Below are 12751 nucleotides of genomic sequence, written 5' to 3' on the forward strand. Positions count from 1 at the left end.
CTTGCCCCGTCATGATTATTTTCCTATCGTGAAAAAGAGAACAATGCAAGAACAAAATGGAAGCTGGTCTTTTAGAAAACCTTCCGCTAAAGGTAAGGAATGCTGACTGTTTTGCTAGAATGCCGGGACAACGAGCAGGAACTTGCCCATACGCTGGCAGTGCTGGTCGCCGGAGCGGTGGATGGCCTGGTGAGCGACGTAATCGTGCTGGACCATGGTTCACAGGATGCATCGGCCGCCGTGGCCGATGCAGCCGGCTGCCGGTTTTTAACGCAGTGGAGTCTGGAAGAGACGTTGCTGTCAGCGCGCGGCGACTGGGTCATGCTGCTGGAGGCCGGGGCACGTCCACAATCCGGCTGGATCGAGGAAGTGTCTGAATATGCGGCGATTGCCGGTATGCCCGCGCGGTTCTCGCCGTCGCGGCGCTTCCGCCGTCCGTTCTTCAAGCGACTGATGGCGCGGACCGGGGCGTTGGAAAATGGCTATCTCATTTCGAAGCGGCAGGCGGCGGCACTTGCGCGACCGGGCATGGACCTGGATGCACTCGCCAAGTCTGCTTCATGCCGCAAGCTACGATCCGAGCTGATCCCGGCCTGGGTGATCCGCGAGGGGCGTTAGCCTCAAGCTGCAGCGCTGACCGCCAGGTGAATGCCGTCCGACTTCTGCAGGATATTGATGACCTTGAAGATGTGATTGGCGCTAGGGTTGCCTGCGTCGCTGAACATGTGCTTCAGGCTTCTTTCAGACAAGCCGGACTGGAGGGACAAATCTTCAAAGCCAATCGTGGCTTCGATATAATCCCATAGCACGCCCTTTGCCGTTTCCAGATCGCCCGACAGCAGCACCTCCACGGCTTTGGAAAGCAGCGCCAGACGAAATGCTTCATCGCTCTGAATACGAGCTCTGATTGTTTTCTTTATTTCTTTTGTCAGAGTCATCGGGGTTTCCTGCAAAAACATAATTTTATCGTCAGGACATATAGGTACGACTGCGTCGCAAAAACGGCAGCATCGACAAAATATTTCTTATTTTTGTGAAATATCGAGGATACGGGAGAGTTTGTGTCCCTGGCGCCACAGGTTGTCCCGTGACGCCGCATGATTGTGCGGAGGCTTATCCCGAAATCCTGGAGAAATCCGCAACAGTTCCGGTGGCGCTGCGGATGGCCGCCAGTAGCGCAAGGCGGTTGGCGCGAATGTCTGCATTCTCGTCGTTGACGAGGACGTCCGTGAAGAATGTGTCGACGGGGCCGCGCAGTTTTGAAAGTGCTTCCATTGCGCCTTCGAAATCCTCGCGCACAACAGCCGATGCCGCGCCCTCGGAGGCCGAGACGATGGCCGAATGCAGCGCTGTTTCGGCTGGAAGCTTCAGGATGGAAAGATCGATGCGGTCGCCAACCACGGTGCCTTTCTTCTCCTCGGCGGCCAGCAGCTGGGTGGCACGCTTGGTGCCGGCCAGAAGATTCTCGCCGTCTTCCGAGGTGATGAAGGCCGTCAGCGCGCGGGCGCGGCGGACGATGGTCAGCAGGTCGTCGGCATTCTCTGTCAGCACCGCATCGACGATGTCATGGCGCTGGCCGTTGTCCCGGAGATAGACCTTCAGCCGGTCATGGAAGAAGGACAGGAGGTCGCGATCCTTGGCCACCGTCAAAAGCGGCAGGCGAATGCTGTTCTCCAGCAGGATCCGGATCACGCCGAGTGCCGCGCGACGCAGCGCATAGGGATCCTTGGAGCCGGTCGGCTTTTCGTCGATGGCCCAAAAACCGATCAGCGTGTCGAGCTTGTCGGCAAGCGCGACGGTCACGGAGACGGGATCGGTTGGCACGCGGTCCGATGGGCCATTCGGCTTCCAGTGGTCCTCGATGGCTGCGGCAACCGATGCATCTTCACCCTGCAGAAGCGCATAGCGGCGGCCCATCAGGCCCTGCAGCTCGGGGAATTCACCAACTGCTTCGGTGCGCAGATCCGCCTTGGCCAGCACGGCGGCACGATCGACCTTGATCGGGTCGCCGCCAGTCGACTTGACGAGTTCGGCGGCCAGCGTACGAATACGCTCGACCCGGTCGCCCTGCGTCCCGAGCTTGGCGTGGAACGTGACGTTGAGAAAATCGAGCTTGGCCATCCGCTGATCGAGCGGCTTCTTCAGGTCGAGACCGAATTTCGCAGCCGATGCGGCGAGGTCGGCAAGGTCAGGCAGGTCGCCCTGGTCGCGCTTGTAGAAGTGTGCTGCGTCCGACAGGCGGGCGCGCACGACCTTGCCGTTGCCGTGGATGATCTCCTTGCCGCCGTCCTTCGCCTCGATGTTCGAGATCAGGATGAAGTGGTTGGAGAGCGAAAGCCCTTCCTCGGACGCGCCGGGCTTGGCGACCACGAAGCATTTCTGGTTGGTCTTGATCGTCAGGCGGATGATTTCAGCCGGGATCTTGAGATAGTCCTCTTCGAACGTGCCCATCAGCACGTTGGGAAATTCGACCAGGCCGGAAACTTCCTCGAGCAGGCCTTCGTCCTCGACGAGTTCGAGGCCTGAGGCGAAGGCGAGGTTGCGGGCGTCGGTGAGGATGATTTCCTTGCGGCGTTCGGCATCGAGAATGACCTTGGCCTTTTCGAGGCTCGAGACATAGTCAGAAAAGCGTTTGACGGTGATCGCTTCGGGCGCATGGAAACGATGGCCGTACGTGACGTTAGATGCGATGATGCCGTCGATTTCGAAGGGGATGATCACCGGCTCGTCGTGTTCTGCGCCAAAGGTGCAGACGATCGATTGCAGCGGCCGCACCCAGCGCAGCGCGCCGGATTTGGCGGAGGCAGCGCCCGAACGCATCGATTTCGGCCAGGGGAAGTTGCGGATAATGTCTGGCATCACCTCGGTGATGATCTCTTCGGCCGAACGACCGGGCTTGGAAATGATGGCGACGTAGAAATCGCCTTTCTTCGGATCGGTGCGCGTTTCGGCCTGTTCGATGGATGTCAGTCCAGCGCCGCGCATGAAGCCGTCGATCGCCTGTTGGGGTGCCGACGTGCTCGGGCCTTTTTTCTCTTCGCGCATGTCGGGCGAGCGAATGGTCAGGCCACGAATATCGAGCGTCAGCCGGCGCGGTGTCCAGTATTCACGCGCGCCCTCGTAGGTCAGTCCCGCTTCGACCAGCGCATCCGTCAGTAGCTTCTTGAGGTCGCCGGCAGCCTTGCGCTGCATGCGGGCAGGAATTTCCTCGGAGCGGAGTTCAAGCAGAAGATCGGGCATCAGTTCTCTTCCTCACCCTGCCCGGAGCGGGCAGGGTCGGCACACGGTGCCGGGTGTGGTGAAAATGGTTGGCCCCTGCTAGCAAAATTTGCCGTTGCTGCACAATGGGAAATATCGCGGCAAGTGCTGCGAAGTCGCCTTACAGGCCATCATTGTGCAACTGATGTGGGTGGATGGAGCGTTCGCGGCCGAAGATCACGGCCGCCAAGCCTGCAATGTCCTGGCGGCGAGTTGGGTGGGCTCCGGTAATTGCAGGCGGGGCCGTCGATAACGAGGCGGCCCCGCATATTGCTTCAGGCAAAATCGAAGCTCTGACCAGTGATATCGGCCGCGTTCAGATTTGCCAGCGTCAGCACGTCTGTCCCTGCCGTTCCGCCGGCGGCGGCCCCGAGGTCGATCACGACATCGACGCCGGACTGAATCATATTGGCTGCGATGTCGGCAAAGCTGCCAATTCCCGTAAAATCAGTCAGATCGATCGTGTCGCGCTGCGTTTCGAAATCGAAGATCGTGTCGAGCCCGCTGCCAAGAGCGAAGACGAACTGGTCAGCGCCGCGTTTGACGTTGCTGAGATCACTGTAAAACGGATCGACATCGCCATAGAGCATGTCGTTTCCTGCTCCGCCGATCAAAGTGTCATTGCCGGCGACGGCCCGGTAGTTGGCGGTGATTGCGTCACCATAGAGAAAGTCATCGCCGGTGCCTCCATCGAGCCAGTCGTTGCCGGCCTTGGCGGTGTCATTGAGAAGGGCGCCATCACCTACCAGAAAGTCCCCATCGTCACCACCTGCGAGCCGATCGTCGCCCCCCTCGCTCCGATCCGAAAGGAAAATACCATCGCCTATGAGGAAGTCGAACCCAGCTCCACCGTCCAGCCGATCGTTGCCGCCACGCGCACGCCCACGCAGCTCGCCGGCTGCGTCGCCGTTCAGCCCGTCGTCGCCGTCTCCGCCTTCGAGCCAATCGTTGCCGCCGACGGCCTTTTCGGCAAGGATGTCGCTGTCGCCGGTCAATCCGTCATTGCCATCCCCACCGCGCAGGACATCATTGCCCCCGCGTGTCGTGGCGCCCATTGTGTCCGCTGCATCACCGTAGATTGAGTCGTCGCCGTTGCCCCCGTCGATCGTATCGTTGCCTCCGCGTGCCGAATCGAACATCTGAAAGGCATCGCCATTGAGAAAATCGTTGTCATCTCCGCCGTCGAGCATGTCATTGCCGCCCTTGGCGTTTCTTGTCATCAGATAGGCATCGCCGAAAATGGTATCGTCGCCAGCGAGGCCCCGGATTTGATCAGCGCCGCCGGTACCGCCCGAAAAAATGCCCGTTTCGGCAAGCCCGTACGGATTGCCTGTCGTGTACGGATCGCCGAACAGAACATCTGCGTTGGCGGTCCCGTCGATTTTGTCATCTGCATTCTGATTGTGATTGTCGTTTTTGTGAGTGTTGCCTCCTGCATCCGGCCAGTGGAGGTTCTCGCCTGGAAGCACGAAGTTGCCCGCCTCGATATCAGCGAGATCAATTGCTGCGAGCGTCAACACGTCCACTCCGGCCGGACCGCCGGCGGCGGCACCCAGATCGATCACCACATCGGCGCCCACTTGCTGGGCAGCCGCCAAAAGATCGGCAAATCGGTTGATACCCTTGATGCCGCGCAGGTCGATCAAGTCTCGTTCGATCTCGAAATCGAAAATCGTGTCCAGCCCGCTGCCAGTGTCGAAGACGAAGCGGTCCGCTCCACGGGTCACCATGGCAAGAGCACTCGAAGCTGGATCGAGGTCGCCATAGAGAGAGTCATTGCCCGATCCACCGATTAGCACATCGTTGCTACACTGTGCCTTGTCGTTGGCCACCACAACATCGCCGAAGATCCGGTCGTCGCCCGTTCCCCCATACAGCAGATCCCTTCCGGCACGGGCATAATCATGCATAAAATAATCCTCGCCATAGAGGGTGTCGTTGCCGTTTCCACCGTACAGGCGGTCTTCCCCGCCCTTAGCGTGGTCGTAAAGCCAGGAATCGCCATAGACGATATCGTTTCCCTCGTCGCCGTACAGCCGGTCGTTGCCGCCACGTGCCCACCCGGTGATCCGCGCGCCTTCGCCCTGGATCTCGTCGTTGCCGTCGCCGCCATAGGCCACATCGTTACCACCGCGGGCTTGGTCGCTCAGAAGGTACGCGTCGGCATAGATCAGGTCGTTGCCGATGCCGCCGCGTATGAGGTCGTCTCCACCCTGGCTGCGGCCGGATATTGTCGGTCGATATCCGCGCAGGTTTGTACCTGCGTCACCGAAAAGACTGTCATCGCCAGCGCCGCCGTCGATGACATCGTTGCCGCCGCGGGCATCGCCAAAAAGCATCTCCGCGTCGCCGGATACTGTGTCATCGCCATCACCCCCGGCAATGGTGTCAGCGCCGCCACGCCCTTCGTCGGCGATCTGCAGTGCATCGCCCCAAATGACATCGCTGCCACCACCGGCATCGATCCAGTCATTCCCGCCGACCCCGCTGTTAAGCACGCCGCTCGGCGGTGAGCCGACCGAGTTGCTGGGGTCGAGAGCGCTGATGGTGTAGGGATCGCCGACGATGATGTCGTCGGCCGACGTGCCGATAATCGTGTTGTTGATCCCATTGAGCGGTGGGAGACCGCCGATGAACGTAGCCATTGTATCCTCCTGGTCCAAAGCTTCGCCGCCAGCAGCAACCGGCGAGTCCGCCATGCGGACGTCGGGCTGGTGAAAGGCGCGGCGAAGGTAATGTTGACTCTCGCTGGAGGAGCGATTCGACCTGTTTGTCGTTTTCACATCATGAGATTGAGCGCCGACTCGGGCCTTGGCCTTTCGTGCCTTTGTCGATGTCCGCCAGCGAAGGCGTGCTAACTGTTCAACTGGTTGCAAGACAAATACGTCACCGAACCGCATGATAGTCCATACGGATAAGAATGGCCGGTAACAAAATAAGAAGATTCACATGCGGATAGTAACTGCTTATGCTACATCAAAGCAGGAAAATCCACGAAACTGCCTTAGAACAAACGAAAATACTTGATTGTCCTATATCGACATCAGTCAATACTGGCTGGAATCTTCAATCGCGCATATACTTGCGTGATAAGGGGATGCTATATACACTAAAACATTGCAGGAGTCAATATGCGCGAGTCGATTCGTCGTTTGCAACCTGCCCTATATGAGGGCGTGGTGTTTATAAGCTATTGATTTACCTGGGCGTGCAGGTGTGGATGCGCCGCCAAATTTTTTCGAGCGGCACATCCGGGGCGGGCCTCGAGAACTACCACCCGCCGCCGCCGCCGCCTCCGCCGCCTGAGCCCGATGAGCCGCCGCCTGATGATGAAAAGCCGGAAGAGGAACTCTTGGGTGGGGGAGGGAGTGTCGAGGACACCGTCGAGGACAGTGACGACGAGAAATTCGACACGCTTTGACCTAAATGCTGACTATCGAAAGGCTGGCCGGAATACCAGGCGGGCGAATAAGCCTGGGCCGTGGCGCCCGCCGCAATCAGCCAGGACTGGAAATGTTCCGACCACGGCTTTTCGACACCCAGCGCCACCGCATAGGGCAACAGCTTTTCGAAATGCTGCGGCGACATTTCCGGTGCGCCGGCGAAGTTCATTCGGTCCTTCTCCGCGACGGTGAGATAAAGCCTCAAGCCTTCGATGCCGTCGCGCAACTGGCGGCCAAGCGGTGTCGCAGCACCCATGATGGCACTGAACAGGGTGGCGACCACGATCATGCCGCCGCTGGCGGCAAGGGCAAAGATATCGTCGGGCGATCGCGCCTCCGACAGCGCCATCGCCGCCGAGGCGGCCAGCATCACCGCCATGCCAAGCCAGAAGAAACCGAGCATGATCCAGGCGAAGATGCGCAGGACCATGACCTGCGACGCCAGCGCGGTGGCCGCGAGGACGGCTGAAAAAGCCGCCACGAAGACGAACACGAATGCCGGTACGATCAGTAGCCCCAGCATGTTCTGGTTAAAGTCGCCGAGTACGATCACCGCGAGATAGGCGGCGACCGTCAGAATAATCCCGGTGGTGAGGACGCCGAGATTGAAGCGGTGATACTTACCGCTATGCTCCCGGTCTATTGCCGAGCGGAAATCCTCGCCCATCTTCTGGATCGTCCTGCCATTGGCCTTGTCGATCATGAAATAGGTCTGGCCCTTGACCTTGTTGTAGATGATGTCTTCGCCAAGCGGCAGCCGGGCCTGGGGTTTGGCATCCGTCCGCTTCAGCGTTACGGACTTCTTGAGATCCTCAAGCGTAATCAATCCCTTGACGGCAAGGTCGATCATCGAGGCGGAAAACGCCGTCCAGCCGCCATTGGAAAATCCCTTGTTGTCGACATAGTTGACCAGTGCGGGAGAAAGGTCTGCCGGCGGATCCCAACGCGGTACGATCACGCCCTTCATCGGGTCGCGGCCGACGCGCAACCAGTTGAAGCCGAAATAGGCGAGCACGGCGATGAAGCCCAGGCCGGCGATGATGGAGTTCATCCGGTCGTGCAGCCACCACCATTGTTCGTCGCTGTCGCTCGGCGCATCGATTGCACCCTTGGCGAGCTTGATGCCGATCGTCATGCCCTCCAGCCGGTCGAGCGGCGCAGTGCTTTCGAAGCCGAGCTTGCCGCCGTCCTGCCAGACGCGGGCGTTCTTTTCGGTGGCGCCTTGTGGGCCGGTGTAGAAGACGGTCGCGAGCGGGGAAACCCTTTCGGGCAATGTCACGGTCGCCGATGCGTGATAAATCGGAAAATCCCAGAAATTGCCGGTGACATTCCAGAACAGTTCGTCGTGCCTGTCGAAATAGCGGATCTGCCGGCCTGTCTCGTAGGTGATCTTGAATGTATGCTCGCCGCTGTCGAGGAAGACGTCTTCCTTGCCGATATAGATGCGGGTGCCATTGTCGATCGATTCTGTGCGATAGTCCTCCTGCTGGCCGTCCCGTTCGATGCGCCTGATGTCGAAATCGACCCGGTGCATCTGGCCGTCACTGCCCTCGAAGGTCAGCGGAAAGTCGCGGAAGATGCCCCTTCTTATCTTGTAGCCCTCGGCATTGACCTTGATGGTTTCGGTGATGGTCAGGACGCCGGATTTGGCGACATCGATGTCGGCATGATAGTTGCGGATGACTTCCTCGGCGTTGGTGGGGAAGGCCGAGAAAAGAAGTAGAAATAGAAGAAGAGTTGCGAGGAGATGTCGCGAAGCGACAGAGGGGGGTAAACTGAGCGCGCCCATCGTCTAGAACTTGACTTGCGGCACCGCGCGGTCCGCGGCGTTGTCGATCTCGAAAAAGGCCTTCTTAATGAAGCCGAACGGGCCGGCGAGCAGGTTGGAAGGGAAGCTTTCGACCTTGATATTGAGGTCACGGGCCGCACCGTTGTAGTAGCGACGCGCCATCTGGATCTCGCTTTCGATACCGTCGAGCGATTGCTGCAATTCGGCAAAATTCTGGTTGGCCTTGAGGTCGGGATAGGCCTCGGCGAGCGCCATCACCCGGCCGAGCGCCTGGCCGAGCAGACCCTCTGCAGCGCTTCGGCCGGCGACATCCCCCTGCGGTATCGCCTGGGCCTTGTTGCGCAATTCGACGATTTCCGAAAGCGTCGACTTCTCGTGGGTGGCGTAGCCTTTCACGGTTTCGATCAGGTTGGGGATCAGGTCGGCGCGGCGCTTGAGCTGCACATCGATGCCCGACCATGCCTCCTCCGCCATCTGCCGGGCGCGCACCAGCCCGTTGTAAAGGACAATGGCGATGAAGACTGCAAGGACGACGACCGCGATAGCGATGTAAGACATGGAGTTCCCCCGAACTGCGAGCAATTGATTGCAAGGTAACGTTTCAACCGGCCAAAGTCATGGGAGATTCTTGCGGGAATCTTGCGGCGTCGCGGGATTTGCTGTGCGACGCGTGGGTTGTGATAACAATAGGATACCGGATTCAAGTGAGACACCCAGCCAGGGCGACCTGCTATGATGACCACCAAGCCATTCATTAATATCCTCGCATTTTCGGTGCTGTTCTTCGATTATGCCGTGGCGAGGCCGCCTCATCCGCCTGGCACGCGTTGCTTCGTGCAGCTATTCGGTGGCCAGTTGCCGACGTCAAGCTACCGGACGCAATTACCTATCTGCGAGCTCGGTGTAAGGTGGGGGAGGTAATGTGAGCTAGGTCGGTTCGGCCTGCGGTTCTAAAGCTCCCTTGGAAGCTTCAAACGCATCTGATTGCGCTATCCACATGCGCTTGAGAAACAATATGCACGTGGACATGGCCACCACTGAGATCAACTCGGAGGCCATCACCAATTTTCTGGAAAGGATCAACTCGTTGATCGTTTCAGCCTTCATCGAATATTTGAAAGCAATCCTGCCAAGCCAGCTCTGCACGATCCAGAGCAGCCACCACAACTTCACGAAATTCAGCGATTCCAGCTGGTCTTTGGAAGCCTGGCTCGTCCATAAGTCCTGTGGAGACAACGTCGCGAGATAGATTTCCTTCATTGCGAAATAGGGGCGGAATAGATTCAGAATTGGGACAAAATACCAGCCGACCGACCACGCCGGAGAATACTTCATCGTTGCCGCTCCAAAGGCACGTGCGAGCTTGTTGCTTTTGAAAACCCATATAAACCACAGGCAAGTGGTCGCAATTACCAGACACGTTTGCACGATGCCCATGACGAACTGATTGCGATCGCTGGCCTCCGCCATTGCCACGATATCGCTTGCCGGATCGAATGTATGCTCGCGCAGCGAAATCAGTAAATTATATTCAAGTACATCAAGTATGAGTGCGGCAGGGATGAGCGCAAGCGATATATAAAATAAGTAATGCAGCGTCTTCGTAAGTTTGCCAACACCAGCGTAGCGCCATTGGATTTCCGGATTCATTCAACGGCTTTCTGAAAACGGTGGGCTTTTGGGAGTGCAATTCTGCCTGACCTGCCCAAACGACCATGCATTAATGGCTAGAGATTTCCGTCTGTGACCGTTGCAATCGAAAGTCAGGCCGCCTTCACCCAGTTCACGCCGCCCGCTTCGGTCAGCAGGAAGGCTTCGCCGCAGGCCTTGGCAAGCGTGCGCACGCGCAGGATGTAGCTCTGGCGTTCGGTTACCGAGATGACGCCGCGCGCGTCGAGCAGGTTGAAGACGTGGCTCGCCTTGATGCACTGGTCATAGGCAGGCAGCACGCATTTGTGCACGCGTTGATTGTCGGTATCGCCCGGCGCGCCGGCGGCGAGCAGCGCCTGGCATTCCTTTTCCGCATCGATGAAGTGCCGGTGCAGCATCTCGGTGTTGGCGAATTCGAAATTGTGGCGCGAATATTCCTGTTCGGCCTGCAGGAAGACGTCGCCATAGGTGATCTTGTCTTCGCCTTCGCGGCCGTTGAAGTTCAGGTCATAGACATTGTCGACGCCCTGGACATACATGGCAAGGCGCTCAAGACCATAGGTCAGTTCGCCGGCAACTGGCGAGCACTCGATGCCGCAGACCTGCTGGAAATAGGTGAACTGGGAAACTTCCATGCCGTCGCACCAGCATTCCCAGCCGAGGCCCCAGGCGCCCAGCGTCGGGCTTTCCCAGTCGTCCTCGACGAAGCGCACGTCGTGCAGCAGTGGGTCGAGGCCGATCGCAGCAAGCGAACCGAGATAGAGTTCCTGCAGGTTCGACGGATTCGGCTTCAGGATCACCTGGTACTGGTAGTAATGCTGCAGACGGTTGGGATTTTCGCCATAACGGCCGTCGGAAGGGCGGCGGGACGGCTGGACATAGGCAGCCTTCCAAGGCTTGGGACCAAGTGCTCGCAGCGTCGTGGCTGGATGAAACGTACCGGCGCCGACTTCCATGTCATAGGGCTGCAGAACCGCGCAACCCTTGTCCGCCCAATAGTTATGGAGCGTCAGGATCAGCCCCTGGAAGGAGCGGGTCGGATGCATATGATCGGGAAGTGCGGACATACGGGCTACCATGGTGGGTGGATGAAATATCGGCGGTGAGTGCCACGTCATCGCATATCGGTCAAGTTCTTTGAGGTCGATCCAGCGTCGCGCTCGAATTGCCTCGCACCTGGATTGGTGCAAGAATGTCGGCGAGCGCGATTTCCCTGGAGACTTCATATGACAGTGAAAATCTCGGTAGAACTCACCGAACGCCAGATAGCTTTGGCCGAAGAGCAGATGCGCTTCCTTGGTCATGATACGCTATCGAGTTACTTTGCCGCCCTCATCGAGGGAAAGGCGGCGGACGCCGACGCCGCAAGCGCGATCCGCTCGCGCATGGAAGTGCCGGATGAAAACTGGTTGAACCAGGAAGAATTCTGGAAAGGGTATGACGAACGCCGCGAGACACGAACGAAGAAGTGAAACTGGCGGCTTCGCGACGATTTCATGAGCGATCGCCGACTTGCAGCCGCAAACTCAGTTTTCCTCTTCGCGTCGCTTGACGCGGTACTCCCCTGTCACCGGATCCTGCACCAGTGTGCCCTGGGCGCCCGTCTGCTGCTCCTTGCGCTTGGCGGCGGAGGATTTTGCCAGCTTGATCGCGTCTGCGACGAATTTCCGGTAGAGAAACCAGCCAGCAAGCGCAATCAGCGCGACGAATATGACCTTCGTGAAACCCACTTTCTTCCCCGTTACTAAAGTCCGTAGCGGCTCCACCAGAGCCGCTCTTCCGCTGTATCCGCCAAGCCCTTGGCCAGTCCCTCGCCGATAGACGCTTGCTCCAGGGCATGCGACGAGGAACCCGAGATCAACCGGCTGAAGAAACCCTTGGATTTCTCGATCGCCTCGATCTTGACCTTGTCACCATAGCGCCTTTTGAGGTCGGTCGTCATGTCGCCCGTTGCATCCACAAGGCCGAGCTCCCGGCCTTTTTCGCCCGACCAGAAAAGGCCGCTGAAAAGCTGGTCGTCTTCGGCAAGCTTACCTGCCCGGCGCTCCTTGACCATATCGATGAAAACCTTGTGCACATCGAGCTGCAGGGACTTCAGGTGATTTATGTCACTTTGCTTCTCCGGCATGAAGGGGTCGAGCACGGATTTGTTCTCTCCGGCCGTATAAATTCGGCGCTCGACGCCAATCTTCTTGAGAAGTTCCGGAAAGCCGAAGCCGCCGGAAATGACGCCGATGGAGCCGACGATCGAGGTCGGGTCGGCGATGATCTCGTCTCCAGCCAGCGCAATCAGGTAGCCGCCGGATGCGGCAACGTCTTCCACGAAGACGAGAACCTTCTTCTCCTTCTCGACCGCCAGCGAACGAATGCGATGGAAGATGGCGCGCGATTGCACAGGCGAGCCGCCGGGAGAATTGATGACGATCGCAACCGCCGGCGCCTTCTTGAAGTCAAACGCCTTTTCGAGGCTTTCCTCGACGCTTTCGAGACTGAGCGAAGGCCGAAAGCGGCTGCCGCCAGCCTGGATGATGCCAGCAAGCCGCACGAGGGGAATAACCGTCTTCTGCTCGCGAAATTTCTTCGGGATCAGGCGCTTGAGCGATGAGAGCAT

At 58.6% G+C, this 12751-nt stretch carries 11 protein-coding genes; 2 read left to right on the forward strand and 9 right to left on the reverse strand.

The genetic code is table 11. The annotated features are described in order from the left end of the window. Window positions 1–99 precede the first annotated feature (99 nt). Complete coding sequence (locus JJB09_RS01815; RefSeq protein ID WP_201652184.1) at window positions 100–618, forward strand: glycosyl transferase; 519 nt, start codon at window positions 100–102, stop codon at window positions 616–618. Between the two features lie 2 nt (window positions 619–620). Here JJB09_RS01815 and JJB09_RS01820 read toward each other — a convergent pair whose 3' ends face one another. From JJB09_RS01820 to JJB09_RS01850, 7 genes are all read right to left on the reverse strand, one after another. Then, on the reverse strand, window positions 621–938 hold the full coding sequence (locus JJB09_RS01820) for a helix-turn-helix domain-containing protein (RefSeq protein WP_201652186.1): 318 nt from the start codon (window positions 936–938) through the stop codon (window positions 621–623). A gap of 175 nt (window positions 939–1113) precedes the next feature. Further along, complete coding sequence (gene glyS / locus JJB09_RS01825) at window positions 1114–3240, reverse strand: glycine--tRNA ligase subunit beta (RefSeq protein WP_201652188.1); 2127 nt, start codon at window positions 3238–3240, stop codon at window positions 1114–1116. A gap of 293 nt (window positions 3241–3533) precedes the next feature. Continuing rightward, window positions 3534–5903 carry a calcium-binding protein gene (locus tag JJB09_RS01830; protein WP_201652190.1) on the reverse strand — a complete coding sequence of 790 codons (2370 nt, stop codon included), beginning with the start codon at window positions 5901–5903 and terminating at the stop codon, window positions 3534–3536. Between the two features lie 625 nt (window positions 5904–6528). Continuing rightward, entirely contained in the window at window positions 6529–8490 is a 1962-nt protein-coding gene (locus JJB09_RS01835; protein WP_201652192.1) for a DUF2207 domain-containing protein, read from the reverse strand. A 3-nt stretch (window positions 8491–8493) separates the two neighbouring features. Continuing rightward, complete coding sequence (locus JJB09_RS01840; protein WP_201652194.1) at window positions 8494–9048, reverse strand: LemA family protein; 555 nt, start codon at window positions 9046–9048, stop codon at window positions 8494–8496. Between the two features lie 369 nt (window positions 9049–9417). Then, window positions 9418–10140: a DUF4328 domain-containing protein gene (locus JJB09_RS01845; protein WP_201652196.1), complete on the reverse strand. Its 723-nt coding sequence runs from the start codon at window positions 10138–10140 to the stop codon at window positions 9418–9420. A 113-nt stretch (window positions 10141–10253) separates the two neighbouring features. Continuing rightward, window positions 10254–11207, reverse strand: coding sequence for a glycine--tRNA ligase subunit alpha (locus JJB09_RS01850; RefSeq protein ID WP_201652198.1), 954 nt, complete (start codon window positions 11205–11207; stop codon window positions 10254–10256). 159 nt (window positions 11208–11366) lie between these two features. On the opposite strand from JJB09_RS01850, the gene JJB09_RS01855 reads away from it, so the two are divergent. After that, complete coding sequence (locus JJB09_RS01855) at window positions 11367–11612, forward strand: hypothetical protein (RefSeq protein ID WP_201652200.1); 246 nt, start codon at window positions 11367–11369, stop codon at window positions 11610–11612. Between the two features lie 54 nt (window positions 11613–11666). Here the strand turns inward: JJB09_RS01855 and JJB09_RS01860 are convergent, their stop codons facing one another. Both JJB09_RS01860 and JJB09_RS01865 read right to left on the reverse strand, forming a co-directional pair. After that, window positions 11667–11870, reverse strand: a complete 204-nt coding sequence (locus tag JJB09_RS01860) for an NfeD family protein (RefSeq protein WP_201652202.1) — start codon at window positions 11868–11870, stop codon at window positions 11667–11669. A gap of 14 nt (window positions 11871–11884) precedes the next feature. Next, window positions 11885–12751, reverse strand: a complete 867-nt coding sequence (locus tag JJB09_RS01865) for a S49 family peptidase (protein WP_201652204.1) — start codon at window positions 12749–12751, stop codon at window positions 11885–11887.

The sequence above is a fragment of the Phytoamicus setariae genome (assembly GCF_016722925.1).
Classification (GTDB): Bacteria; Pseudomonadota; Alphaproteobacteria; order Rhizobiales; family Rhizobiaceae; genus Rhizobium_E; species Rhizobium_E setariae.